Annotated in this window: 27 protein-coding genes and 1 riboswitch; of the genes, 12 read left to right on the plus strand and 15 right to left on the minus strand. The window is 63.5% G+C overall.

Translation table 11 applies throughout. The features are described 5' to 3' along the window. Window positions 1-24: 24 nt before the first annotated feature. From HQ354_RS23440 to HQ354_RS23450, 3 genes are all read right to left on the minus strand, one after another. Window positions 25-366, minus strand: a complete 342-nt coding sequence (locus tag HQ354_RS23440) for a DUF1801 domain-containing protein (protein WP_222635730.1) — start codon at window positions 364-366, stop codon at window positions 25-27. Window positions 367-396: 30 nt separating this feature from the next. Beyond that, window positions 397-1488 (minus strand): spore photoproduct lyase family protein, encoded by a 1092-nt coding sequence (locus HQ354_RS23445; protein WP_222635731.1) that lies wholly within the window; start codon window positions 1486-1488, stop codon window positions 397-399. 195 nt (window positions 1489-1683) lie between these two features. Then, window positions 1684-1875 carry a hypothetical protein gene (locus tag HQ354_RS23450; RefSeq protein ID WP_222635732.1) on the minus strand — a complete coding sequence of 64 codons (192 nt, stop codon included), beginning with the start codon at window positions 1873-1875 and terminating at the stop codon, window positions 1684-1686. 88 nt (window positions 1876-1963) lie between these two features. On the opposite strand from HQ354_RS23450, the gene HQ354_RS23455 reads away from it, so the two are divergent. Next, window positions 1964-2782, plus strand: coding sequence for an Fpg/Nei family DNA glycosylase (locus HQ354_RS23455; RefSeq protein WP_222635733.1), 819 nt, complete (start codon window positions 1964-1966; stop codon window positions 2780-2782). 93 nt (window positions 2783-2875) lie between these two features. On the opposite strand, the gene HQ354_RS23460 is transcribed toward HQ354_RS23455, so the two are convergent. From HQ354_RS23460 to HQ354_RS23490, 7 genes are read right to left on the minus strand one after another with little or no spacing between them, the layout of a single operon-like run. Beyond that, entirely contained in the window at window positions 2876-3427 is a 552-nt protein-coding gene (locus tag HQ354_RS23460) for a TetR/AcrR family transcriptional regulator (RefSeq protein WP_261769055.1), read from the minus strand. Window positions 3428-3448: 21 nt separating this feature from the next. Beyond that, window positions 3449-4159, minus strand: coding sequence for a TauD/TfdA family dioxygenase (locus HQ354_RS23465; protein ID WP_222635734.1), 711 nt, complete (start codon window positions 4157-4159; stop codon window positions 3449-3451). Beyond that, window positions 4156-5181 carry a D-alanine--D-alanine ligase gene (locus HQ354_RS23470; protein ID WP_222635735.1) on the minus strand — a complete coding sequence of 342 codons (1026 nt, stop codon included), beginning with the start codon at window positions 5179-5181 and terminating at the stop codon, window positions 4156-4158. The genes HQ354_RS23465 and HQ354_RS23470 overlap by 4 nt, the downstream gene beginning before the upstream one ends. Next, window positions 5181-6473 (minus strand): ATP-grasp enzyme, encoded by a 1293-nt coding sequence (locus HQ354_RS23475; protein WP_222635736.1) that lies wholly within the window; start codon window positions 6471-6473, stop codon window positions 5181-5183. The genes HQ354_RS23470 and HQ354_RS23475 overlap by 1 nt, the downstream gene beginning before the upstream one ends. A 6-nt stretch (window positions 6474-6479) precedes the next feature. Then, window positions 6480-7301: an O-methyltransferase gene (locus HQ354_RS23480; protein WP_206030501.1), complete on the minus strand. Its 822-nt coding sequence runs from the start codon at window positions 7299-7301 to the stop codon at window positions 6480-6482. Beyond that, entirely contained in the window at window positions 7298-8509 is a 1212-nt protein-coding gene (locus tag HQ354_RS23485) for a sedoheptulose 7-phosphate cyclase (protein WP_068425280.1), read from the minus strand. The genes HQ354_RS23480 and HQ354_RS23485 overlap by 4 nt, the downstream gene beginning before the upstream one ends. Window positions 8510-8540: 31 nt before the next feature. Further along, entirely contained in the window at window positions 8541-9209 is a 669-nt protein-coding gene (locus HQ354_RS23490; RefSeq protein WP_167675110.1) for an HAD family phosphatase, read from the minus strand. Between the two features lie 450 nt (window positions 9210-9659). Between HQ354_RS23490 and HQ354_RS23495 the strand changes: the two genes are divergently transcribed. Then, window positions 9660-10346: a GntR family transcriptional regulator gene (locus tag HQ354_RS23495; RefSeq protein WP_167675113.1), complete on the plus strand. Its 687-nt coding sequence runs from the start codon at window positions 9660-9662 to the stop codon at window positions 10344-10346. Here HQ354_RS23495 and HQ354_RS23500 read toward each other — a convergent pair. From HQ354_RS23500 to HQ354_RS23510, 3 genes are all read right to left on the minus strand, one after another. Next, a complete protein-coding gene (locus HQ354_RS23500; protein WP_167675115.1) occupies window positions 10328-10888 on the minus strand; it encodes a peroxidase-related enzyme in 561 nt (186 codons plus the stop codon). The genes HQ354_RS23495 and HQ354_RS23500 overlap by 19 nt on opposite strands. Further along, on the minus strand, window positions 10864-12150 hold the full coding sequence (locus HQ354_RS23505) for an MFS transporter (protein ID WP_222635737.1): 1287 nt from the start codon (window positions 12148-12150) through the stop codon (window positions 10864-10866). The genes HQ354_RS23500 and HQ354_RS23505 overlap by 25 nt, the downstream gene beginning before the upstream one ends. A gap of 76 nt (window positions 12151-12226) precedes the next feature. After that, on the minus strand, window positions 12227-12427 hold the full coding sequence (locus HQ354_RS23510) for a hypothetical protein (RefSeq protein ID WP_167675119.1): 201 nt from the start codon (window positions 12425-12427) through the stop codon (window positions 12227-12229). 181 nt (window positions 12428-12608) lie between these two features. After that, a riboswitch (cobalamin riboswitch) is annotated at window positions 12609-12686 on the plus strand. 118 nt (window positions 12687-12804) lie between these two features. Here HQ354_RS23510 and HQ354_RS23515 point away from each other — a divergent pair. From HQ354_RS23515 to HQ354_RS23530, 4 genes are read left to right on the plus strand one after another with little or no spacing between them, the layout of a single operon-like run. Beyond that, window positions 12805-13800, plus strand: a complete 996-nt coding sequence (locus tag HQ354_RS23515) for an ABC transporter substrate-binding protein (RefSeq protein WP_167675121.1) — start codon at window positions 12805-12807, stop codon at window positions 13798-13800. Then, window positions 13800-14888: an iron ABC transporter permease gene (locus HQ354_RS23520; RefSeq protein WP_222635738.1), complete on the plus strand. Its 1089-nt coding sequence runs from the start codon at window positions 13800-13802 to the stop codon at window positions 14886-14888. The genes HQ354_RS23515 and HQ354_RS23520 overlap by 1 nt, the downstream gene beginning before the upstream one ends. Beyond that, window positions 14885-15652, plus strand: coding sequence for an ABC transporter ATP-binding protein (locus HQ354_RS23525; RefSeq protein WP_222635739.1), 768 nt, complete (start codon window positions 14885-14887; stop codon window positions 15650-15652). Before HQ354_RS23520 ends, HQ354_RS23525 begins: the two co-directional genes overlap by 4 nt. Beyond that, window positions 15649-16335 (plus strand): (2Fe-2S)-binding protein, encoded by a 687-nt coding sequence (locus tag HQ354_RS23530; RefSeq protein ID WP_222635740.1) that lies wholly within the window; start codon window positions 15649-15651, stop codon window positions 16333-16335. The genes HQ354_RS23525 and HQ354_RS23530 overlap by 4 nt, the downstream gene beginning before the upstream one ends. 10 nt (window positions 16336-16345) lie before the next feature. Here HQ354_RS23530 and HQ354_RS23535 read toward each other — a convergent pair whose 3' ends face one another. Then, window positions 16346-17086 (minus strand): GntR family transcriptional regulator, encoded by a 741-nt coding sequence (locus HQ354_RS23535; protein ID WP_261769056.1) that lies wholly within the window; start codon window positions 17084-17086, stop codon window positions 16346-16348. A 253-nt stretch (window positions 17087-17339) separates the two neighbouring features. Between HQ354_RS23535 and HQ354_RS23540 the strand changes: the two genes are divergently transcribed. The 6 genes from HQ354_RS23540 to HQ354_RS23565 all read left to right on the plus strand — a co-directional run bounded on the left by HQ354_RS23540 (window position 17340) and on the right by HQ354_RS23565 (window position 22946). After that, entirely contained in the window at window positions 17340-18653 is a 1314-nt protein-coding gene (locus HQ354_RS23540) for an NtaA/DmoA family FMN-dependent monooxygenase (protein ID WP_222635742.1), read from the plus strand. After that, a complete protein-coding gene (locus HQ354_RS23545; protein ID WP_222635743.1) occupies window positions 18650-19738 on the plus strand; it encodes a PotD/PotF family extracellular solute-binding protein in 1089 nt (362 codons plus the stop codon). The genes HQ354_RS23540 and HQ354_RS23545 overlap by 4 nt, the downstream gene beginning before the upstream one ends. A 71-nt stretch (window positions 19739-19809) precedes the next feature. Then, window positions 19810-20826 (plus strand): ABC transporter ATP-binding protein, encoded by a 1017-nt coding sequence (locus tag HQ354_RS23550; protein WP_308115282.1) that lies wholly within the window; start codon window positions 19810-19812, stop codon window positions 20824-20826. Then, complete coding sequence (locus HQ354_RS23555) at window positions 20823-21686, plus strand: ABC transporter permease (RefSeq protein WP_222635745.1); 864 nt, start codon at window positions 20823-20825, stop codon at window positions 21684-21686. Before HQ354_RS23550 ends, HQ354_RS23555 begins: the two co-directional genes overlap by 4 nt. Beyond that, window positions 21676-22497, plus strand: coding sequence for an ABC transporter permease (locus HQ354_RS23560; RefSeq protein WP_222635746.1), 822 nt, complete (start codon window positions 21676-21678; stop codon window positions 22495-22497). The genes HQ354_RS23555 and HQ354_RS23560 overlap by 11 nt, the downstream gene beginning before the upstream one ends. Further along, the gene (locus HQ354_RS23565) at window positions 22497-22946 is read left to right on the plus strand and encodes a hypothetical protein (RefSeq protein ID WP_222635747.1); all 450 of its coding nucleotides are present in this window, start codon (window positions 22497-22499) and stop codon (window positions 22944-22946) included. Before HQ354_RS23560 ends, HQ354_RS23565 begins: the two co-directional genes overlap by 1 nt. Before the next feature lie 252 nt (window positions 22947-23198). Here HQ354_RS23565 and HQ354_RS23570 read toward each other — a convergent pair whose 3' ends face one another. Beyond that, entirely contained in the window at window positions 23199-23498 is a 300-nt protein-coding gene (locus tag HQ354_RS23570) for a CGNR zinc finger domain-containing protein (RefSeq protein WP_222635748.1), read from the minus strand. Window positions 23499-23573 lie beyond the last annotated feature (75 nt).

Raw genomic sequence — 23573 nt, forward strand, 5'->3', positions numbered from 1 at the left:
GCTCGTACGGCCGAATCGCGACCGTCAGCGCTGGTTCAGCTCGACCGCGCTGCTGATCAGAGCCGAGAAGGCGTCGGCGTCGAGGATGTCGTTCTCACGAATGTCCACCGCCCGACGCGTCCCCGCGTCGAGACTGGCGTTGAACACTCCGGCCGGGTCGTCGAGCGACGCACCCTTGGCGAACGTGACCTTGACCTTGTCCTTGTAGGTCTCGACCGTGCAGAGGAGACCACCCAGGTAGAAGGTGGGCACACCGTCGGGGTTCGACGCCTTCTTCCACTTGGCTTCCTCGGTGACGCCCGGTGCGGCGGCCTCGATCAGGGTGCGGATCTTCGACACGGTCTCTGCTCGCCAGTCATCGCTCATGGGCGATCACTGTAGTGCTCTCGTGTTCGTTCACGTCCAGTACAACATCCGAGCCTGCGGCAGAACGCGGTCCACCTCGCCCGAGAACCACGACCGCATCTCGCTCATGATTTCTCGCGGATAGACGTACTTGACGCCCCCGAACTTGGACCGCTTCGCCGACCGCGAGTCCTCGTCCATCTCGAGCTTCGTGCCGGGATACCACCCGAGAAGGACGTCCTTGCTCGACGGCGTGAAGCGGTGCGTGATGGCCTCGACCGTCAGATCGACGTCCGGTACGTCGGCGAGTGCGTCGGCGACGTCGGACAGCAGGCGGCCGTACTGCTCACGCCATTCCGGTACGGGCATGATGGGCGCGATCGTCAGCCCGACGCGGTAACCGGCGAGCGCCAGCGAGCGCAGAGCCTCGATCCGAGCGGGCATTCGCGCGGTTCCGCCCTCGAAGCGGTTGCCGATGTCGGCGGCGTTCACCGAGACCCGAACTCTGGTGCGGCCACCGTGGTCGAGCGTCACCAGCTCGGCGACGTCGTCGAACTTGGTCGTGAAACGTAGGGACACGTCGTTGCCGAACTCACCCGCGCCGACCCTGGAGATCGCGGCCGCGAGCGAGCCCGTCACGTGCTCGATTCCCAGTGGATCGGTGTAGCAGGACATTTCGAATGTCGTGCCCTCATGTCCGCGCTCGGTGGTGCCGGAAGTGAGGGTGCCGCGGCCCGCGTGGGTCGCGATGGGCGCCAACACGTCGTCGAGATTCGCGAACACCCGCGTCACGGGCGGGCCGGACAACGACCCCGCCAGATAGCAGTACTGGCAGTGCGCGGGGCAGCCTTTGGCGAGGTCGATTCGCCAATCCGCGCTGGGTGGAATCGGCTGCGGCTTCAGCGCGCTCGGAGGCGCCACGACGACGGCGAGGGTGGATTTGGCGCGCGCGTACGTCTCGCGTTCGGTCTCACCGCGGAGGCCGGTCAGCCGGTTCGAGGTCAAGAAGTCGATGTCGGCGACGCCTGCCGCCTCGCAACGCCGAACGATCTCCGCCGTGTGCGGTAGATCTGCGGCGGCCGCGGTGATCAGGACGTGCTTCGGAGTCCAGATTCGGGTGGGCACAATCAGTGTCTGAGTCATTGCCTCGTTCAACACTCTCGGCAGTCTTGAGGGACGGTGCCCGCCAGTGCGCCTCTCGGCAAGCGGCCGCTCGTGGCGGCAATTCTGGGGTGGTACCCGGGGCATTGGATCGGGCACCGTCGAGTTGTTCAACGGCAACGGTCGCGTCGGCATTCCGCACTACAGGCCGATGAACTGTGAAGTGCGCCGCAGCCGTTACACCGCGTCGGCGTCCACCGGGTCCACGAGTTCAGGGATGAGCATGTCGCTTCGAACGAGAAACGGATACGCCCCGCTGCCGTGTGATTCGTTCTGTACCAGGACGAGACCGTCGTCGCGTACTTCACGCACGGTGACCACGACAGTGTTCGCCCCCGCAGTGAAGTGACAACGGTCGCCGGTGTCCATTCCGCATCCATACCCCGACCCGGACGAAGTAACACACTGCTTTTCCGTGTGACGCGTAGGGAGCCGAACTAGGGGGTAGTTGGCTACGGTGCCCGAACTTCCGGAAGTAGAGAATGCCCGCCAAGTCGTCGAGAAGGCACTGGGCAGGGTCATCGTCGACATCGACGACACGGATACCTTCGAATGCCGGCCGCACAATCCGGGTGACATCGAACGAGCACTGAAGGGCGGGATGCTCACCGAGGCGTGTCGACGCGGTAAGGCGATGTGGTGCGAGACCGAGACAGCGGACGGCGAGGCCGGGCCTACCCTCGGAATCCACCTCGGCATGGGCGGGCGCATCATCGTGACCGCGCCCGACGGGGAGCAGTCGTCGACATACGGCGGTGGCGACCCGCACGTCGGTGAACGTGACACCGACAAGCCGGAGTGGACGCGGTTCGCCATCACGTTCGATGACGGTGGTCAGCTCCGACTGTTCGACAAGCGACGACTGGGCCGGGTACGGCTCGAACCGGACATCGATGCGTTGGGACCCGATGCCGCCGAGATCTCGCGTAACGACTTCCGAGAGCGAATCGGCTCCAGCGCAGCACCGGTGAAGGCACGACTGCTCGACCAGGCGGTCATCGCCGGGATCGGCAACCTGCTCGCCGACGACATTCTCTGGCAGTGCGCTCTCTCCCCGTCTCGCCGTGCCAAGACCTTGACGACGGACGAGCTCGACGAGCTACGGGTGGTGCTGCGGCGGGCCATCAGGTCCGCGATCCGCAAGGGCGGCGTCCATACCGCCGAGATCATTCCGTTCCGCAAGGCCGACGCCACCTGCCCTCGCTGCGGATCACCGATGGCCCGCGGAACCGTGGGCGGGCGAACCACCTGGTGGTGTTCGAACGAACAATCGTGAAAGGCAGGGCAACACAGCTCGGCGCAGAATGCGAACGTGAAAGCCGTTGAGGCCGACGCGACTTCGTGACGACCTCCGTCGACCTCTGGGTTTTCACGACAGAGCAGCTGAATCCGCTACGCCCAGAGCCAGCTCGGCCACATCACGCAATTGCTGTTCGCTGGCGCCGTCGCGGGCATACGAGGACAAACCGACCAGCACCACATGTGCGAAGGCCGCAACGGTGTCCGCGTCCACCGTTCCCTCACCACTGCCTGCCACGTCCCTCAACCGGGCAGCGGTGATTGCACGGTTCTGTTCACGGTTCTTCGCCAACTTCGGCTCGGTGTTCACCAGACATCCCCTCGGATGTTCCGCACTGGCGTACTCATGCGACGCGCGGTCGAACATCGCTTCGAGCACCCCACGCAGGCTCGTCCCGGCCGTTCCGGCGGTGGTGATCGACTCCGGACTGGCCTCGTAGCGCGCAACAGCCTCCGCGTAGAGCGTCTGCTTGTCCCCGAAAGCCGCGTACAGACTGGGAGCCGAAATCCCGAGCCCCCGACTCAGATCACTGATCGAGGTCAGCTCGTAACCGCGCTCCCAGAACATGCGCATCGCTTTGTCGAGTGCAGCATCCCGATCGAAACTCCGAGGTCGGCCCATCTTCGAATTGTATATCGATCACTACAGATGTGCTAACGTTTTGTAGCGACCACTACAGATCCCGGTCGCCATCCACTCGAGATAGGAACCCATGAGCACCACTGAGAGAACAGCAACAGCCTGGTCGACGAGACGAGCGATGAATTCGAACGCCTGCTCCGCGGTCATCGAAGACACGGCCCGGCAACGCGCAGGCGCAGTGAGGTACAGGGCGGAGCGGCCGGTCACCGGATGTTCGAGCGCCAGGGGGTGATCGGCCGAACCTTCGATCCCGGCGAGACCGGTGACGGTATGGGTGACACTCGCCCCGTCGACGATTTTCCTGTCGTCGGCCGACAGAGTGTCGTAGGCGCGGTACTGGTTGCTGAAGAGGGTCTGCCCGCCCTGCTCGGGCACATCGACCGCGCGGAGCGCCGTGTACGCCGGCGGATGGGGAACATAGGTGGTGTCGACGTGAAACGTCGACTTGGGCGGTGTGCTCCGGCCGACGTTCGTGACGACGTTCAGATCGGGAAAGCCGTCGACGGGGGTTTCTCCGTCGGTGAATTGCAGATCACCGAAAGACTGTACGAACGCGAGGAATTCGTCGTTTCCGACGTGTTGGTCGGGCAGAATCGCGACGCCGTGCTCGGCAAGAAGTGTGCGTAGCTCGTCGGCGTCCCGCGGGTTCAGCGCTCCCACCGAGATGCCGGATACGCATACTCCGAGGGGGTGCAGTGCTTCGTGTTTCATCGCCCTGGCCTTTCGTTCTTCAGTTCCCGCAGCGAGAGCGCGAACAGTTCGGTGACGGACATGCCGGCAGCCGACGCCATCACCGCGATCACGCTTCCCGGTGAGTACGAGCAATACAGTCCGGCCTCGAGGAACCACGGATTGCCGTCGGGGTCGATACGAAAATCGAACAGACCGTAGTGCCTGCATCCGAGCGCATCGTATGCCGCTCGCGCTGCGGCCCACACGCTTTCGGTGACCGGGTCGTCCGCGTCGACGATCCACGCCTTGGTCGAATTCTTCGCAACGAGGTACAGGTCGCCGTCAGCGGAACGGCCCAGTTTGTCCGCCCGACTACGAATCGGGTTGGCGTCGTCGACGGCATATTCCTCGAGAGGCAGACACACCAGTTCGCCGTCCCGTTCGATGATCCCGCAGCGAACCTCCCGGCCGAGCGGTACGTACGCTTCGACCAACGCGGCGTCCGAATACCGAAGCGCCTCGCGTACCGCGGCATCGAGATTCGAATTATCCTCGACGACATCGACGCCGACGGAATTGTCGGAATCCACCGGCTTGACGACGACCGGAAACGGAACCGTCGTCGCGCCGGGGGCACGTAGCACTTCACCCTGCGGAACCGAGACTCCTGCCGCAGCCACGACGGCTCGCGCGATGTTCTTGTCGGCGGTCATGGCCATCACGGCCGGGCGGTTCCCGAGGACCGGCACCGACAGCAGATCGAACATCGATCGATACGTGGTCATGCCCGGAAGGCAGAACATCTGCGGCACAACGACATCGATGTGCAACGACGCGATCCGCTCGATGGCCTGCGCGACGGTCAGGTTCCCCTCGTCCACGGCAGCATCGAGACTCTCGACGAACTGCCACCGTCCGCCGGGCGTCACGACGGCGATGTGGACGCGATACTCGGGGTCGTCGGACACGGCGTCCAGAAACCCTGTGGCGTACACCGCCGAGAGATCGGCATGAAACCGGTCGACGGCCGAACCGACCAGCGCGAGCACGGTCGTCGTCATCAGTCCCCTCCGAGTTCGACGAGTTTGCCGATGTTGAAATCGATGCGAGACCAGCTACCGCCGGCCAGCACATTCTTCAGCAGTAGCGTCGGAATCTGCAGGTGGTGCACCAGGAAGTACGGCAGCGGGTCCCAGCGCGCGTAGATCGCGTCCGTTCCCTCTCGGATGATGCGCAAGCGGTGCGAGCGGTTCGGCTGAGTCAGCAGTCGCCACACTTCGTGGTAGATCCAGTACGTCGGTTTGGACTGCGGCGTCGGGACCACCGCTTCGTCGTTCTTCGCGAGATATGCGTTCGCCAACTCGTCGTGGTCGTAGAACATCGTGATGGCAGAGTGGGTGCGCGGGTTGCACTCGATCGCGTACACCCGGCCGTCGCTGCTCTCGATGAAGTCGAACGACAGCTGCCCGGTCACCCCGATCCCGCTGACGAAACGTTCGACCCAGGAACGGATCTCGGGCTTGTCCACCATCGCATAGTTGACCTGGAACGCGGACGATTCGCAACATGCGTACACCGTCAGGGCCCCGTCGCGCACCGTTCCGTGGGTGCAGTACTCCTGACCCGAGACGAACTCCTGCAGAATCCACGGGTCGTCCTCGGAAATATCGAGGCTGCGGGCGAATTCGAGGTTGCGCTCCGGAGTTCGATCCGACAGCCGCGTCAGATCCATTCTGCCGACGGGGTTGTACGCAATGCGTTTGAGGATGTACTCGCGCCCCGGTGGGAAATCGAATTCCGCGATCTGTTCCGGGCTCGTGATGCGTCGCCAGTCCGGTACGGAAAGCCCCATGGCAGCAGCGGTTTCCGAGAACGTCGACTTGTCGTCGAGCATGCGGACGATCTCGGAGTCGCCGTGAACCACCTCGCACACGTCGTCGAGCACGTGTTTGGCGTCGGCGTCGTGGACGCTGGCGGCGGGGCTCGCGACGGGCACGAACACGTCCACGCCCTCGCGCAGCGCGACGTCACGCAACGCGCCGGCGTAACCGGGATCCGTCGGATCGGGGATGCAGTGGAACGCGTCCACCGCACGCGAGAACCGGTGGCCGGTGAGCCGGTATTTGGCCGACTCGACTAGAACCACACGGTGGCCCGCACGGTGGAACGCGCGGGCCAGACTCAACGACTTGGTCATCTTCCCGCCGCTCACCATCACCGTGCGTCCCGACGGGCGAGCGGCTACCCGTCGTCGATCGAGAAGTGACAGGCCGACGACGGCCAAGTCGACGGGCATCGTGACGGCCAGTGCGCCGAGCGCACCGACCGTCCGAGCCATCGCTGCGAACTGCATGGTCGGTTACGCCTCCACTCGCCGAATCAAGGTCACGCCGTCTCGTAACGGAAGCAGAACCTGCTCGACGCGCGGGTCCTCGGTGACGAACGTGTTGAACGCCTCGACCGCATCACCGTTGGCGGTTCGGTACGCCGCATCTGCGTACGGAGTGCCCTGGAGCAGGGTGTTGTCGACCGCGACGATGGCGCCCGGGGCCAGCAGATCACTGTCCATCAGGTGCCGGTAGTAGTCGAGGTAGCCCGTCTTGTCCGCGTCGATGAACACGAGATCGAACCGACCGGAAAGCCGGTGCAGCGTCTCGAGGGCCGGGCCGACTTCGACCGAAATTCGGCTACCGGCCGGTGATTGGGCGAAGCACTCCCGGGCGAAGTCCGCGACGAATCGGTCGACTTCGCACGCCACCACTTCGCCGCCGTCGGGAAGAGCTTCGGCCATCGCCAGAGCCGAATAGCCGGTGAACATCCCGATCTCGAGCACCCGCCGAGCTCTGGTCATGTGCACCAGGAATTTCAGCGCCTGGCCTTCCACATGGCCGGACAACATCTCCTGTTCGAGCGGGCCGGAACCGGACACGACGGTCCGTGAGTCCCAGTCCAATCCGAGTGTGCGACGGGACAACTCGGCCAACGCCGACGATTCGCGCGTCGTGTGCCGGTCGAGATACGGGTCGAGTCCGTCGGCGAGGTCGCGCGCCCGCCGCAGCCGGCGGGCGAACTCCTCCCCGACATCACCGGCGTCCAACGCCTCCACGAGCTCGCGAAGTTCTTTCCCGAGAATGGTCGTCGGCGTCACCGGGCGGGAGGTGCGGACGGCACCGTCGGTCATGTGTGGGCACCGGTGAACATGTCGATTCCCGCTCCACCACGGTCGAATTCGAGACAGATCTTCTTGTGGAGGGCGAGCGCGTCGGACAGCTCTTCCGTCGTCAGGTCGTTGAGGAACCGGCACGATCCGATGGGATCGGGAACCGCGGCGCGCAGGATGCCGTCGCGAGTCCTCAGGATCGATGCGGTGGCGTCGGCGAGAAGCTCGGGGGTCAGGTGATCGCTGTCGAGAGCAAGGCCGAGTCGGCTCATGACACCGAGAATGCGGTCGCGCTCCGACGTCGAGATCAAACCGCGTTGCTCGGCGACCGTCGTCGACAACGCCATGTCGATGTTGATCGCGTGACCGTGGAAGAACGGCGCAGGAGGCGTGAGCTCCAAGGTGGGACTCCACGTGTGTCCGAAGGCGATGACACGGTCGAGCTCGATCTCGTGAAGGTTGGGCGCTTCGAGCTCGAGCATCGTCTCGATTGCCTGGTACGTCAGGCGATCAGCCACGGCACGCAGCTCGGGGGTGCCGCCCGAGTGGCCGAACTTCGTGGAAAGCAGTTCTGCGCCATGCTGATCCAGCATGTCGAAGATCGCGCTGTTGCCGACGACGGAGATCTTGATCAGCTCGGCCATGCCGTTCCGAATCTGATCCTCGGGCAACGTGGCGAGAAACGAGAAGTCCAACAGAACCTTCTGCGACGCGTGATATGCACCGAGTCGGTTCTTGTGCTTGCCGTAGTTGACCGCGACCTTGATGGACACGCTGGCGTCGATCAGACCGATCAACGTGGTGGGGATACGGATGTAGGGCGTGTTTCGACGGTAGCTGGCACACGCGAAGCCCGCCACGTCGGTGGTCAGTCCACCGCCGACCACCAGCACCGGCTCGGTCCGGACCAGTCCGAATGCGTCGAATTCACCGACGATCCGCTCGAACGTCTCCAGAGACTTCGCGGTTTCGGCGATCGTGACCGGTACGACGGTCAGTGCGATCTCGTAGTGGTCGAAGTAGGCGCGCGCACGATCGCCGTACAGCGCGTGCACGGTCTCGTCGACGACCATCAGGCATCGTCCGTACTGTCGATAGCTCTCTGCCAGTTCGGGATTCGCGACGTCGAAGACACCGTCGACGTAGAGCAGGTCGTATTCGATCCGCTCGTAGCCCTCGACGTGAAAGGCGCGGTCGGTTGCCGTGACCTGGGCTTGCATGTTGCTCATGAAACAGTCCTCTCTTGTCCGCGACCGGATCTCACTCGCGTCCTTCTGCCCACCGAACGAGCTGGTCCGGATCAAGGCGGTCGACGGTGGCCACCGCGGCCGAGAAGTCCCCTCCGCCTGTGTTCGAGTTCGGGAATGCAACGCATCGGATCGACGCGGCCGACGCCGACTCGACTCCGCCGACGTTGTCCTCGATGGCGATGCAATCGGCTGCGTTCTCGCCGAGCCCGTCGACGGCGACCCGGTACGCATCCGGATCGGGCTTGACCTCGGCCACCGTGGTCTTGTCGACGACGATGTCGAACGATGCCGCGCTGAGCTCTTCGAACGAATCGAGCAACGCGGACACGTTGTCCGGCGACGTGGTCGTCACCAGTCCCAGCTTGAAACCGTGGTCACGTGCAGCGGCGACGGTGGCGAGCACGCCCGGGCGCGGTTCGATACCCTCCGTGGCAAGCAGCTTGCGAAAGAGCTCGGACTTGGTCGAATGCACTGCGGCGGAATCGACTTCCTGGCCGCGAGACGACGCGTAGTCGGCGATACGTGCGGCGCCACCGTTGCTGGTGAGCATCTCGGAGTATTCCTCGCGTGACCAGTTCCAGTCCAGGCCGTGTTCGGCGAACGCGTCGTTGAACGCGCGCCGCTGGAGCTCGGACGTGTCGGCCAGCGTACTGATGGATCCGAAAAGTAGTGCAGTCATGTGTGAGTCCTCGAGGAAGTTGTGAACCGGGTCGTTCTGGTCACCGTCGTGACACGGCGTGTTCGGATAGAGCCGGCAATGCGTTTTCGTCGATCACCGACCAACTGCTTCAAGCCCACTCTGTCGGCGGCGAGTGTCGGCATCACGCCTGCGAACATCACGGATGCATCACGAAATGTCACGGCCGGATAACGGCCCTCGCGGGTGCGTCGGAGCGACCAGGATTCGAATCGACCGTTCACGGGCACAGCTTGTACAACCTCGGACTGTTCCCGGGAACGGCTCGCGGCCAGGTGCTGCCGGTTCAATCAGCAGCCGGCAGCACCGTTCGCGCGGCACGCCTTGCACCAACGACGTGCGCGCGATGCGCGTTGCCGGGTTCCCTACCCTCTAGACTGACCGCGTCGGTCACGACGATCGGTGCATGACAGGAGTTCAGGGAATTCGACGATGGTGAACCCCCAGGAGGCCGACAGCGCGTCCGACCGCGCGTATCGAGTGATTCGCGATCACATTCTCGACGGCACTCATTCGACCGGAACGATGTTGGGCGAATCCACGCTGGCCTCGAGCCTCGGGGTCAGCCGGACGCCCGTTCGGGTCGCGCTCGCCCGGCTACAGGACGAGGGTTGGATCACCGTGTACCCCAAGCGCGGCGCGCTGGTGAACGGGTTGACCGAGCGAGCGGCCGTCGAACTCGCAGACGCACGCTTTCTGCTCGAGACCACCTCGGTCGGACGTGCTGCACCACATCAGCGCAGCAGCCTCGCCGATCGTCTGGAACTGTCCATCGCGCAGCAGCGGGACGCATTCGAGCGCGAGGATCTGCGTGCGTTCATCGAACTGACGCTGCGGTTCCACCGCGGCTTCGTCGAGGCGTGCGGGAACGACGTGCTACTGGAACTCTACGATCGACTGTCCGACCGGCATCGGTTCCTGTTGTTCGCCGCCGGTGATCGACTTCGCGCCCGCTGCAACCACATCATCGACGAACACGTACAGCTCACGAGCCTTCTCCGAGAAGGCGACGAGGCCGCTTTCGCCGACGTGTTGCGAAGCCACATCGCAGAAGTCAGCCTGGGCTCGTCCGTCGCTTCGGCGACCGTTCGCTCGGATCCTCAACGACCCATCGAATAGAACTTTTCGTTCGGTCGCAGTGCCGCGAGATGAGCAATTCGGTTGGACGCAGCGAAGAACGCCGTGATGGAGCCGATATCCCAGATTTCGTCCTCGGTCAGCCCTGCTTCGCGCGCGGCATCGATGTCCTTCGACGCGAATCGCTCGGGTTCACGAGTCAACGCCAGAGCCAGATCGACAATGGCGCGGTGGCGGGGCTCCAGCCGAGCACGTTCGGGATTCGTCGCCACACTGTCGGCGATCAACGCGTCCTTCATGCGTACCCGCAGAATCGCGCCATGGGCGACGACACAGTATTCGCATCTGTTGAGACCGGATGTCGCCACTACGATCAGCTCACGTTCGGCCTTCGTCAGGCCGTCGTTCCGATCCATCAAGATGTCGTGGTAATCGAGAAATGCGCGTAGTTCGTCCGGGCGATGGCCGAGCGCGAGAAAGATGTTCGGAACGAAACCGGACTTCTCGGCAATACCTTCGATTCTTTCGCGTAGGTCCGATGGAAGATCGGAAAGATTGACTACCGGGAATCTGCTGATGGACATGTGAGCCTTTCTGATGGTCGACCTTCTCGTACTGAAATACCCGCGCCCGACGCCGTGCTCGCCGCGGTTCTCCTTTCTGCTCTGCGTTGTCCGTAGTTCATCCCCCATCGGCACAATGCCGTGCACCCAGCGAGGACCGCCAGGGCGACCCATACCGACGGATCGTTGCCGTCAGGGTCCAATTGCGTTGCGAGGAGGGGCAATCCGAATCCGAGATAGGACACGACATAGAAGACGCCCAATGCTCGTGCGCGTCGATGCGGACGGGTGTATCGACTGATGTCCAGAAGCCCTCGGCGCAGACAGAAACCGTACGCGGCGCCCAGAAGCACGCCGCACACTCCCAGTTCCGCGAAACTCGCACTCGCGCCGCCGAAGCCGACGACCGACATCCCCACGCACGCCGCGGCAGGGCCGACGACACCGATCCAGGAACCCCAATCGAGAACGCGTGCCACAGTTTGTACGATCATCGCGCTGCCCAGACACAGAGCTGCAGCGAGTCCGGTCGTCATCGACGGCGACAAGGCTGTGTCCGGCAATCTGGTCGGCAGAACGACGAAAACGGCTGTCGCGCACGAGAAGATCCACAGTGCCTGCGGCAAAGCGTAGGCAAGCGCCACCGTCACAGGCCGGTCCTGATCCGACGTTCGATCATCGCTCGCATCCCCCACAGTCACGGGGTACGGGGAACTCCGGTGTCTGCTCGCGACGGCCGTGACGACGAGCATGCAGCAGATCGACACAGCGGACAGAAGAAATGCAACATGCGTGACGTGTAGCCCGAGTTCGACGAGACCGCCCGAAATCACCGGTCCGACAGCGAATCCCGCGGTCAGGGCCACACCGGCCGACGTAGTTCCTGATGTCTCGTTCAGCGAACCCGCCCAGGCAGTGCCCGCAACCATCACCAATCCGGCACCGACGCCTACAGCCAGCCGACCGACGAGCAAGCCGGCAGGACCGTGTTCGAACGCCATCGACGCAGTACCGGACAGCACGACGGCCGCGCCCGCCAACGCCACCGCGCGATTCCCGAGCCGGTCGGCGAGCATTCCCCCACCGAGCAGACCCGGTAGCAACCCCAGCGCGTAGACACCGAACACCACCGACAGGAACGCTCGCGACAACCCCTCTTCGACGATCAGAACGGGCATGACGGCAGCGAAATGATTCGCCGCCCACCCCGTGACGAAGAGCAGAGCAAGCACGGCCGGGAAGATTCGACCCACGCCGGCACCGAGCCGTCGGCTCTTCACCATGAAACTAGGATACATGATGTATCCTAGTTATCGACGGCTTTCAGCGGAGGTGCGGGACCGGCGCCGAATCGATACGTCACTCGGGGCTGCAGTTGCCGCCGTGGGCCGTGACCCATGCGATGTCCACTGGATCGTCACTGGTCAAAATTTGCATGTCCTCGCCACCGTCGCATGTGCACAACGCGATCGACACCGAACTACCGGTGTTCGACAAGAACCGCCACGTGCCGCCGCTGTCGACCCAACGAACCACAGTGGGCACGAAGTCGTCGTCCATGTCGCACTCCGTTCCGGCCGCACGCTGCCGACGGCATCAGGACTCATACTAAGCAGCGGCGAGTCGTCTTCTCGCTGACCATCGGAAGCATCGGCCTCGGACGGCGGACTGTGCAGCCCCGGGTGTTCGGAAAGGGATTGCTCATGCATACTGCAGGTCTGCACAAGCAAGCCAGTCATCGGGGGAAGCCGGTCGAAATCCGGCGCTGACCCGCAACGGTGGGCTGCCCAGCTTTCAGGGGTGGCGAGTCCGATTACCCGATGAGTGGTGTGCGACAACCTATTCGTCGTGGTCTACGAATCGGCAGTCCAGCTCGTGGCGATTCGTGCTGCGCGCTGACTCTCACTTCGTGGCTCTGAGCTCCAAGCGAGGTTCTCATGTCACGTTCCACCCCCACCATCGTCCAGACGGCCGCCCTCTGTGCATCGTTTGCGCTCGTTCTGGCCGGTTGTTCGCGCGGCGACACCGTCGACACCGCGTCCGAATCCCCGGTGTTCGACGAGCCCGTCTCGATCACCAACTGCGATCTCACGCAGCAGTTCGACGCGCCGCCGCAGCGCATCGTCTCCATGAACGACCACGTCACCGAAGTCCTCATCGAGATGGGCGTCGCAGACCGCATCGTCGGCATGGGCTACCGCAACGCGACACCCACCCCCGATACTGCCGAGGCATTCTCCCGAATTCCGGGACTTGCCGACGAATACCCGACCAAGGAGCAGATTCTCGATCTCGACCCGGACTTGGTCGTCGGCGGCATGCGCAGCGCATTCAACGACAAGGAAGGTCGATCCCGCGAGTCGTTCGCCGACGTCGGAATACCTACGTTCCTGTTCTCCGAGTACTGCGGATCCGGCTTTCCCGACATCGGCATGCTCGAACAGGACTACACACAACTCGGGCAAGTGCTCGACGCCGAGGACGCAGCTCGGACGGTCACCGACGGTGTCGTCGCGCAGCTGACCGAGATCGGCGACACGCTCGCAGGCGCGGCGCCGACGCCGACGTTCTTCTACGACTCCGGCGAAGACGCACCCACCACGATCGGTGGAGTCGGCGTCGGGCAACTCATCGGTGACTATGCAGGCGCGGCCAACATCTTTCCCGAGGGCGAGCGCCCCTACCTGGACACCACGTGGGAGCTCATCGGCGAACGCGCGCCGCAGGCAATCGTCGTTCTCGACTACGGCGACACCACGGCACAGGACAAGATCGACTACTTGAAGAACCAGCCGATCATGGCAACCACACCTGCCGTGCAGTCGAACACCTTCATCGTGGTGCCACTCGACGATTTCTTCGAAAGTCCTCGCCTCGTCACCAGCGTCGACACCATCGCGCGAGCGCTGCACCCGGACAGGTTCACCTCCTGATGACCGCCGTTGTCGAAAAGCCGACTGCTGCACGGACAACCGCGTCACCACGGCGGTCCACGCTCGGCTTCGGAGCTTTGATTTTCGGCCTGATCGCGGCGCTGTTGCTGGCGATCGCGGCAGCAGTGTCGTTCGGGTCGGTGCGTATTCCGATCGGCGACGTCTGGGCAATCGTCGCGCATCGTGCGATGCCCGGCGCGTTCGAGTCCTGGTGGAGCGAGACAAGGGAAGTCATCGTCGTCGAGTCCCGCCTGCCGCGATCGTTGACGGCCGCAGTCGTCGGAGCCGCGCTCGCAATGGCGGGCGGTGTCGCACAGGCTGTCACGCGCAACCCGCTGGCCGATCCCTATCTCCTCGGGGTGTCTTCGGGCGCGGGTTTCGGTGTGGTGCTGGTGATGACGATGGGCGTCGGAGCAGGCCTGCTCGGCGTGTTCACCATTCCTGCGGCCGCATTCATCGGAGCGATGATTCCGCTCTTCCTGGCCTTGCTGATCGGCGGTCGGTACCCGCAGTCGACGGCGATCGTTCTTGTCGGCGTCGCACTGGGAAGTGTGTTCTCGGCGTTGATCACGTTCACACTGCTGGTCTTCGCGGACGAGCACACCCTGGGCGGTGTGTTGCATTGGCTTGCGGGAGGATTCGGTGACGCGCGATGGGCGACACTCACCTTCCCCGCCGTCGCGCTGCTTGTCATCGGCGTCTTGTTGTTGCTCAGCGCGCCACGCATGGACCTGCTGAAGACCGGTGACGACGGGGCCGCCGCCCTCGGTCTGAATGTACGACGCTTCCGCGTGATCCAGCTTCTCGCCGTCTCGATGCTGGCCGGCGCAGCCGTATCGGTCGGTGGCGGAATCGGATTCGTCGGGTTGCTCGTCCCGCATCTGGCCGGCTACATCGTCGGCACCCGCGCGATCAGACTGCTACCGGTCGCGGCCTTGCTCGGGGCGATCGCACTGGTCGGCGCCGACACCCTCGCCCGCTCGATCGCACGCAGCACCGAAGTGCCGGTCGGTGTCGTCACGGCACTGGTCGGAGCACCGATCTTCGTGTTCATGCTCTACCGCCAGTACGGAAAGGCAGTCCGGTGACTCTGTCCGTTCACAACGTCGCCGTCAGTCTCGGCAATCGAGAAGTGCTGCACGGCATAGATTTCGAGGTGCAGCCCGGCCAGATATTGGGTCTCGTCGGACCCAACGGATCCGGCAAGACGACCGCCCTTCGATGCTGCTACCGCGCGTTGACCCCGACGGCCGGGACCGTGCTGGTCGACGCCGTCGATGCCCACACGATGAAACGGTCCGAGCTCGCCCGCGCAGTCGGCGTCGGGACTCAGGAGCCGGAAGCATCTGCGGGCCTTACCGTTCGAGAGTCGGTTGCGCTGGGTCGGGTACCGCACCGCGGCTGGTTCGACCGCCCGACCACGTCGGACGACGCCATCGTCTCGACATGTCTGTCGCGTGTGGATCTGACAGACCTGGCCGACCGAGACGTGGCGGCCTTGTCCGGTGGCGAACGTCAACGCGTCGCCATCGCTCGTGCGCTTGCGCAACAACCACGAATTCTGTTGTTGGACGAGCCGACGAACCATCTCGATCTCCGTCATCAGCTCATCGTCATGAACGCGGTTCGGCAGCTCGCAGCAGAAGGTCTTGCGATCGTGGTCACCGTGCACGACCTACGGCTTGCGGTCGAATACTGCACGTCCTTGGCCGTTCTCGACGGCGGCTCCGTCGTGGCTGCAGGTCCGACGGCCGACGTACTCGGTGAACGATTGTTGGCGGAGGTGTTCGGGATCCGGGCCACCGTGTGCTCGGACCCTCGCCCCCGCATCGATATCGAGGGTCTGGCATGACCGTGTACGCGCCCACCGTCGCGACGGTACCGGCGCTCGCGGACTACCTCGACGGTCCGTTCGACCTCCCCGCCACGGTCATGCTCGACCCGACATGGATCCGCGCACGTGTCGACGACACTGGGCGGCGGTGGAACTGTGCCGACGACCGTGTGAACGGGACGTTGTGGTGGTACTCGGCCAGCTCCACTCTGGCGTTCGTCGCCGTCGCCACCGCGATGGTGACCGGCCGCGCAGCCAACCCCGACCTGCACACGTCTCGGACGTTCCTGAGACCGAACGGGTACCTCGGCGGAGTACACACCGACGATGTCGTGGGCCTTCCGGAACTGCCTGCCGCACTCGACAAGACCATGGGCGCTGTGATCGATGTCCTCGCGTCCGTGTCGGGGGCGCGCAGGCGCGCGTTGTGGGCGATCACCACCGACTCCATCGCCAACCGAGCGCTCGATGTCGGTGCCGCCCTGGGCGATCGGACGCGTGGGAGCACGTTCGCCGCGACCGTGATCGACAGCATGCCCTCGTCTCTGCCTGCACCCAGATTCGTCGACGTAGGTGGTCGCCGATTCACCCGTCGCTGCTCCTGCTGTCTCATCTACGAAACCTCCGGCGCCGACAAATGCAGCAGCTGCCCACGACGGGCACGTGAGGACCGTCGGGCGCGGCTGGAAGCCGTGGTCTGACGACCAGAAGTCAACTGGCCGCGCGTGACGCCAGAGCGGTGATGCGTAGGGCCCGGTTACGACGTTGATGTTCGGTCATCAGAGCGCGTGCCGCCTCGCTGTCGCGTTGTGCGACGGCGTCGGTGATGTCCGCGTGATCGGTGAGGTCGACGCTCAGGTCGGCGCTGGCGAAGTCCACGGTCGCATCGAACGAGGCGAGTTGGAGGTCCAATCGTTCGAGGAGTTCGGTGAAGATCGAACTGCGTGCCGTGGTGCGCAGCGTCAGATGCCAGCGGTGGTTCAGTTTCCGCGTCTCCGCTTCGCTTGCGTCGATCGAAGCCTGGTGCTGGATGAGGCGTAACGTCTCGAGATCCAGATCGCTTCGGTATTCCGCTGCAGCAGCGGCAGTTTCGGCCTCGAGAGCGCTTCTGGCGTCGACAATTCCGAGGACGTCCTCCGGTGTCCATATCCGCATGGTGAATCCCGAAGGGCCACGGGTGAGCAACCCGTCGTGTTCGAGATGGTGTAGCGCCTCGCGAATCGGAGTCTTGGACACACCGTATCGATCAGCGAGGGTCACGGGGTTGAGTACAGTGCCCGCCGGCCAGGTAGCAGCGACTACATCGGCACGAAGCCGGAGGTAATGCGGAGAGTTTCCGTCGACCTCCGATGTGTCCCGTCGATGTTCCACGCTGCCCCTTTCCTGTGTTTCAGCCCACCGTAGTCTTCCATATTTCCTACCGGTATGCTGGGATATACCGCGGAATACCATTGGACAATACGAGGAAGGGGTTTCGATGTCACACGTCGTGTTCGAGCCCCGTTTTCCCGTCCATCTGCCACGGCTGGTTCGACGAATCAGTGTCGACCTGATGCAGCACAGCACCGCGCGCTGTCCGCGCTGACATTCTTCTTTCCCATACCCGGCTGACGACCCGTGCCCGTGTCGTGCCCGGTGGACTCGTCACGCCTTCGCACCACTGCGCATTCCGTGGTGCCCCATTTCGAGAGGAACTCTCACAGCAGTGTCCGCACGTACAGATCAAATGAATTTGATGCTCTTCGCCAGCGGCACCGGATTTCACAATGCGGGCTGGCGATTGCCGGGAGGATTCGCCGAGCGGATCAACGATTTGCAGCCCTACGTCGAGATCGCGGAGGCCGCTGAACGCGCCAAGCTCGACGCTGTCGTCCTGCCTGACGCGTTGAGCATCACGGCCGCCTCCCTAGCCACCTATCCCGGTGCGAGGTTGGAACCGATTGTTCTGGCGTCCGCGCTTGTGGCCAGAACGCGACAGATCGGAATCATCACCACGCTTTCGACGACGTTCACCGATCCGTACACCGTTGCGCGACAGTTCGCTTCGATCGACCACATCGGTCGAGGCCGTGCCGGATGGAACATGGTGACCTCGACGTCGGGTGCCGAGAACTACGGCCTCGACGAACTCCCCGGTCACTCGGAACGGTACGCACGAGCAACCGAGTACCTGGATGTCGTCAAGGGGTTGTGGAGCGGGTGGGAGTCCGACGCCATCGTCGCAGACGTCGCAGGCGGACGGTACGCCGACCCAGCCAAGGTACACACGCTGGACCACCGCGGTGAATACTTCTCCGTCCGAGGACCATTGAACGTTACACCGATGCCGCAGGGCAGCCCGTTTCTGCTTCAGGCCGGATCATCCGACACCGGAACCGATTTCGCGGCCCTTCATGCCGAAGGTGTGTTCACTGCTCAGATCGGCGAGGAGGAATCTCGTCGTTTCTACGAGAAGTTCAAAGCCAAGGCCGCGGCGGCCGGGCGCGCCGACGTCGCAACTCGCGTCCTTCCAGGCATCACACCGATCATCGGAGACACCGAGACGGAGGCGCAGAAACTCGCCGACGATCTCGTCGAACTGTCCAACCTCGAGACCGGTCTGGCAGCTCTGTCTTCCAAACTCGGCGGAATCGACCTTTCCGGCCTTCCGCTGGACCGGCCGGTGCCGACCGAACTCCTGCCCGACGCTACGAGTATCGCCGGATTCCGCAGCCGCTTCGAGCATTACCGCGAACTGATCGTCGACCAAGGCTGGTCGCTTCGCAAGATGATCGACCTGGAATCTCGCAATCGTGGACACTGGACACCGATCGGAGATCCCGAGCAGGTTGCAACGGCGATGAGAGCACGCTTCGAATCCCGTGCCGCAGACGGATTCATCGTCATAGCCAGTCACTTGCCGGGTTCGTTGCCCGGACTCCTCGACGGCGTCGTTCCTCTTCTGCGTCAGTGGGGCATTTTTCGCGAGGACTACCGATCCGACACGCTACGGCACAACATTCTGGGAGCACCCGCATGAATCTCGACCGGCGTCATTTTCTGAAACTGTCCGCGACCGGCGCACTCGGAGCCGGCGCAGCGGCATTCCTGGCTGCCTGCGGGGCAGGCGGATCGAGCGGGACAACGGTCACTGCCGCCTACTGGCCACTCTCTCAAGCTGTCGTACCCAAGCGAGTTATCGAAGACTATCTGGCTTCACATCCGGACGTGACGATCGACGCGATCGAAGCAACCAATGGTGATACCTTCCCCAAACTCGTCTCGTCCGTGCAGTTGAACCCGAGCAAGCCCCTGGTCAACCTCGGAATGTTCAACGGCCAGAGCTTGGCGCAGGGGATTGCGCAAAATCTCTGGCATACACCGGACTTGGCGAAGGTCCCCAACCTCGCGAAAGTCACCGAGGCGTATCGACGGACCGACGGGCTGGCAGGCGACGTCGTGATGGATGCGATGGGGTTGGCGTACAACACCGAGGCACTGTCCACCCCGCCTGGCTCGTGGTACGACCTGCTGGATCCGAAGTATCGCGGAAAGATCGTCGTCGGCGACGCACCGGCTTTCTCCACCAACGGTGTCGCAGTGTTGAACAAGCTCGAAGGTGGGGACGAAGACGACCTGTCCAAAGGGCTCGCGTTGTTCGCCGAAGCTGCCCGGTCCGGGCAGTTCCTGGCCTACTCCACCTCCAACACGCAATTGCGATCGCTACTTCAGTCCGGTGATGCTGTCATCGCGTCGGGCAGCCAGGGATTGTTCGTACCCTGGATCGACGAGGGCGACCCCATCGAATTCGTCGCACCTGGAGAAGGACTGCAGGCGTTCCCGGAAAGTTTCCAGATCGTCGCGGGCAGCACCGATGCACAGCTGGACGTCGTCTACGAACTGATGAACCGGCTCTACGAGCCGTCGAATGTCAGCGCTTACAGTGAGGCGACGGCTGTGATCCCGTTGGTCGAAGGTGCTGTAGTGCCCGAAAAGTACCGCAGTCGAGCCAGTTTCGGTCTTGCTGCGGTCGAGAACTCGATCACGCTCGACTACGGCAAGCTTGCCGAAGGCGCCCAGAACGCCACACAGATCTGGAACCGCGACGTCAAGGGCCAATCGTGACGGGCCCTCGGGGCGGGTGCGAGCTTTCGGGTGTGTCGAAGTCGTACGGACACCAAGACGTCCTGCACGACGTGGACCTGGAGATCGAAAGTGGTTCGCTGGTTACGATTCTCGGGCCAAGTGGATGCGGCAAGAGTACCCTTCTGCGCATTCTCGCCGGCCTGGAACGTCCTACCTCTGGGTCGGTGATGATCGACGGAGTCGATGTCACCGCAGTGCCACCGCACCGTCGACCCACCAATCTGGTGTTCCAGGACGGCGCCCTGTTTCCGCACCTGAACGTCCAAGGAAATGTCGAATTCGGTTTGCGCGCAGCGGGTGTCCGCCGACGCGACAGCGCTCGTCGCGCCGCCGAGGCGATCGAACTCGTCGATCTGCAACGTTTCGCCAAGCGCATGCCGCACGAACTATCGGGTGGGCAACGACAGCGAGTGGCTATCGCCCGGGCATTGGTGAACGAGCCGTCCGTCCTGCTCCTCGACGAGCCGCTCAGCGCACTCGATCTCCAGTTGCAGATTTCATTGCGATCCGAATTGCGTGCGCTGCAACGACGTATCGGCACGACGTTCGTCTGGGTCACGCACAATCAGGCCGAAGCTCTGGAGATTTCGGACCGAGTAGCAGTCGTCGATGCCGGACGGATCGTCCAAGTAGGCCGCCCCGACGACGTCTGGCGACGGCCCTCCACTGAGATGGTGGCAGGATTCGTCGGCCAGAACACCGTGCTGACGGTCACCTCGAGCGATCTCGGCGTCATGGACGTGTCGGGCGGCTGGCGAATCTCCGGGGACGCGGTGCGCGGTGAGAAAATCGTCGTGAGGGCCGGCCAGTTCGGTATTACCTCGTCGACACGGCAAGACGTGTCCGGAGATCGGAGCACGAAGGGCACGATCACCACTGCAGCGTTCCAAGGCGATCGCGTGGTCTACCGAGTTTCGGTCGAGTCGGACTCAGTCGAGGTCACGGTGAGCGTCGACGCCCACCAGCCCCAGTACGCGGTCGGCGACGACGTCGACATCACTATTCCGGAATTCGGCGCGCTGCATCGTCTCGGTTCCGCCGCAATGGATGTCGGTGCGGCGGTATGACGCCGTCGGCGGTCTCGACGCGTGCATGGGCACGAACGCTGTCGACCACCGGACCCGGAACAGTAGTTGTCGTCGCCGTGTTCGGCGTCCTCGCGGTGGTGCTGATCGGTTATTCACTGAGCGCCGATCCGAGTGGTCGCCCGTTCACCGGCTTCGGCTTGCAGACCTGGTCGTCGGTTCTAGGCGACGGGTACACACTTACTTCACTCTGGAACAGTGTCGTGCTGGCGCTCTATGCCAGCGTCCTGACCTTGGTTCCAGCGGCGGCTGTAGCAGTTGCGTTGTGGCGAGTACAGAGCCCAGTCGCCACGGCATTGTGGATCGCTGCACTCGTCGCGCCAACTCTCGTCGCAGTCGTGATCCGCGCGCATGGATGGCTGCTGATTCTCGGAACCGGTGGCCCTTTGGGTGGGGCGTTCAGCGATTGGCTCTACCACCGGCCTGCAGTTCTGCTGGCACAGGTGCATACGCTTCTGCCGTTCGCCGTGATACCCATATACATCGCCTTGCGTCGTATTCCGCCGAACGTGTACGACGCGGCACGCGACCTGGGAGCCGGACCGGTCACTCTCGGTCTCGACATCGTGACGCCGCTTGCCATTCGAGGCGCATTCAGTGCAGCGCAACTCGTTTTCGCGATGGCCGTCAGTTCTTTCGCCGTTCCTGCCCTGCTCGGCGGCGGGCGCTTGAATCTCCTGCCCCAGGCGATCTATCAATCCATTCAGACGCTGTCGTGGCCCGCAGCTGCAGCCCAGGCCCTGATTCTGCTGTTCACCACACTCGTCGTCATGGCGGTACTGCGCGCCACGGCATCCTTGACGCAACGACTGCTTTCGGACGGTGATTCGGGTGCGCACTAGCCGTTCGACGTGGCCGAGGACGCTCCTCCTGACCTGTGCCGCTGCATTTTCCCTCCTGCCGCTTGCCGTTCCGATCATCACATCGTTCGGCACGGTCAGCAGTCCTGCGTGGCCCATTCGTGGAATTACCCTCCAGTGGTACCGGGAAGCAATCACCGACGCGAAATACGTGGATGCGTTGGCATTCTCGGTGTCGATTGCTGTCCTGTCGTCCGCGCTGGCCGTTGTCTTGGCAGGGTTGGCCTGCTACGGCATCAGCCGGTCGTCGACACAAGCCGCGCGCACCGCCGAATCCGTTTTGATGGCGCCGCTCAGCTTGCCGCGAGTAGTGTTGGGTTTCAGCATGTTCGCGGCGTACGCACTGTTTGCGCCCGAACTTCACGGGTCCATGACCGCCGTTGTCAGTGCTCACCTGCTGATCACACTGCCCTTCGCTGTTGCTCTCATGGCTCCAGCTTTCGGGAAGTCGTCGATCCGAATCGAAGAAGCTGCCCGCGATCTGGGCAAGTCTGCGGTCGGTGCTGTCCTGGCCGCGGTTGTACCGACGGTCAGGATTCCGGCCCTGTTGGCATTCGCGTTCTGCTTCTGGGCATCGTTCGACGAGGTCGACGCCTCGGTCTTTCTGATGCCTCCCGACGCAAGCACCCTTCCGGTCACATTGCTGGCACAGCTGGAAGAAAACCAGAATCCGACGGCCGCGGCCGTCTCATCGGTCCTCACCATCGTGCCCGTCGCCCTCGTAGCGGTGGGAGTCCTGGTCTGGACGCGTAGAGAACGTCGCCGTCACGATGCAACGACAAAGGACACATGATGGCAGGACCTGCAGACATCACCGTCGGTGGCTACACCACCAATGACCCCGGACGTTTCATACTGAGCGGCGACAAGTTCCACACGGTAACGGACGCCTCCACGTCCGCGGGAGGCCCCGGCGAAGCAGCCGGCGCAACCGACTTGCTTCTCGGGGCTTTGCTGACATGCGCATTGAATGTCGTCAGTGGGGCCGTCGAACCTGCGCTCGCCGAGCGCCGCAACGTCGCGGGCTCCGCTCGGCTGTACCGAGACGAGAACTCCTCGGGGCTCGGAACCATCACCCTCACCCTGACAGTCCACGGAATTTCCGACTCCGAAGCCGCCGACCTCGCGGCCCTCTACACACAGGAATGCAGTATCTATCGCGCGCTGATCGCCACGACTCGCATCGACGTCGTGGTGAAGGCTCGCCGTAATGTCGATCTGGCGCGCCTGGAACCGAAATGACAGGTGATCCGGCGAGTTTCGCGATCGGTTACTTTCGTCGTCCAGGATTTTCATCGGACCCCGCCTGCGCTCATTCTGGAACTGCTTCTCACATTTCCGTTGAAGCCTATAGCTCTTCGGGCACAAAGGATTTCGCGACGAGCACATCACCCGACCGAGTGGGGCGTAGATAGCGAATGTCTTATCGGCCAGCATGAACACATAGCCGCCGTGAGCACACCCGGATGGAAACACCAATGCCCAGTCTTCGCGTCACTTGTGAGCAGGGTTCGACGGGGCTCGGCGGGCGCGCGATTTACGTAGGTTCTCGACGTTGCCGCAGGTGCGTACATCGTGCCAGGCGGCGCTGGTGTTGCGTGATCGGTCCCAGAACGCGACAGCGCAACGAGGGTTGCGGCACAACTTCATTCGCGACCATTCCCGGGATTGCTGAGCCGCGAACACAGCCATCATGACGACACCCGTCAGAGCGGCGATCGATCCGTCGGGGAACGCGTGCACTTCGACAGTTCCGTTGCGGGCCAGGCTGATTCGAAGATCAGCTTCGGGCATCGAGTCATTCGACGTGTCGGCGTCGACTCGTCCGGCGTCACGCGTGACGAGACCGGCCCTGAGGTTGTCGCGGAG

The organism is Rhodococcus sp. BP-261 (assembly GCF_019835205.1).
Classification (GTDB): domain Bacteria; phylum Actinomycetota; class Actinomycetes; order Mycobacteriales; family Mycobacteriaceae; genus Rhodococcoides; species Rhodococcoides kyotonensis_B.

What these genes read in the sequence shown, in the direction of transcription:
- HQ354_RS23570 (WP_222635748.1), bottom strand. Translation starts at nt 23,498, where the DNA reads ATGCCCGAAGCTGATCTTCGAATCAGCCTGGCCCGCAACGGAACTGTC.
- HQ354_RS23480 (WP_206030501.1), bottom strand. Translation starts at nt 7,301, where the DNA reads ATGACCGACGGTGCCGTCCGCACCTCCCGCCCGGTGACGCCGACGACC.
- HQ354_RS23545 (WP_222635743.1), top strand. Translation starts at nt 18,650, where the DNA reads ATGAATCTCGACCGGCGTCATTTTCTGAAACTGTCCGCGACCGGCGCA.
- HQ354_RS23515 (WP_167675121.1), top strand. Translation starts at nt 12,805, where the DNA reads ATGTCACGTTCCACCCCCACCATCGTCCAGACGGCCGCCCTCTGTGCA.
- HQ354_RS23505 (WP_222635737.1), bottom strand. Translation starts at nt 12,150, where the DNA reads ATGGTGAAGAGCCGACGGCTCGGTGCCGGCGTGGGTCGAATCTTCCCG.
- HQ354_RS23530 (WP_222635740.1), top strand. Translation starts at nt 15,649, where the DNA reads ATGACCGTGTACGCGCCCACCGTCGCGACGGTACCGGCGCTCGCGGAC.
- HQ354_RS23495 (WP_167675113.1), top strand. Translation starts at nt 9,660, where the DNA reads ATGGTGAACCCCCAGGAGGCCGACAGCGCGTCCGACCGCGCGTATCGA.
- HQ354_RS23510 (WP_167675119.1), bottom strand. Translation starts at nt 12,427, where the DNA reads ATGGACGACGACTTCGTGCCCACTGTGGTTCGTTGGGTCGACAGCGGC.
- HQ354_RS23490 (WP_167675110.1), bottom strand. Translation starts at nt 9,209, where the DNA reads ATGACTGCACTACTTTTCGGATCCATCAGTACGCTGGCCGACACGTCC.
- HQ354_RS23535 (WP_261769056.1), bottom strand. Translation starts at nt 17,086, where the DNA reads ATGGTATTCCGCGGTATATCCCAGCATACCGGTAGGAAATATGGAAGA.
- HQ354_RS23485 (WP_068425280.1), bottom strand. Translation starts at nt 8,509, where the DNA reads ATGAGCAACATGCAAGCCCAGGTCACGGCAACCGACCGCGCCTTTCAC.
- HQ354_RS23465 (WP_222635734.1), bottom strand. Translation starts at nt 4,159, where the DNA reads ATGAAACACGAAGCACTGCACCCCCTCGGAGTATGCGTATCCGGCATC.
- HQ354_RS23475 (WP_222635736.1), bottom strand. Translation starts at nt 6,473, where the DNA reads ATGCAGTTCGCAGCGATGGCTCGGACGGTCGGTGCGCTCGGCGCACTG.
- HQ354_RS23520 (WP_222635738.1), top strand. Translation starts at nt 13,800, where the DNA reads ATGACCGCCGTTGTCGAAAAGCCGACTGCTGCACGGACAACCGCGTCA.
- HQ354_RS23440 (WP_222635730.1), bottom strand. Translation starts at nt 366, where the DNA reads ATGAGCGATGACTGGCGAGCAGAGACCGTGTCGAAGATCCGCACCCTG.
- HQ354_RS23450 (WP_222635732.1), bottom strand. Translation starts at nt 1,875, where the DNA reads ATGGACACCGGCGACCGTTGTCACTTCACTGCGGGGGCGAACACTGTC.
- HQ354_RS23500 (WP_167675115.1), bottom strand. Translation starts at nt 10,888, where the DNA reads ATGTCCATCAGCAGATTCCCGGTAGTCAATCTTTCCGATCTTCCATCG.
- HQ354_RS23565 (WP_222635747.1), top strand. Translation starts at nt 22,497, where the DNA reads ATGGCAGGACCTGCAGACATCACCGTCGGTGGCTACACCACCAATGAC.
- HQ354_RS23460 (WP_261769055.1), bottom strand. Translation starts at nt 3,427, where the DNA reads ATGGGCCGACCTCGGAGTTTCGATCGGGATGCTGCACTCGACAAAGCG.
- HQ354_RS23445 (WP_222635731.1), bottom strand. Translation starts at nt 1,488, where the DNA reads ATGACTCAGACACTGATTGTGCCCACCCGAATCTGGACTCCGAAGCAC.
- HQ354_RS23555 (WP_222635745.1), top strand. Translation starts at nt 20,823, where the DNA reads ATGACGCCGTCGGCGGTCTCGACGCGTGCATGGGCACGAACGCTGTCG.
- HQ354_RS23470 (WP_222635735.1), bottom strand. Translation starts at nt 5,181, where the DNA reads ATGACGACGACCGTGCTCGCGCTGGTCGGTTCGGCCGTCGACCGGTTT.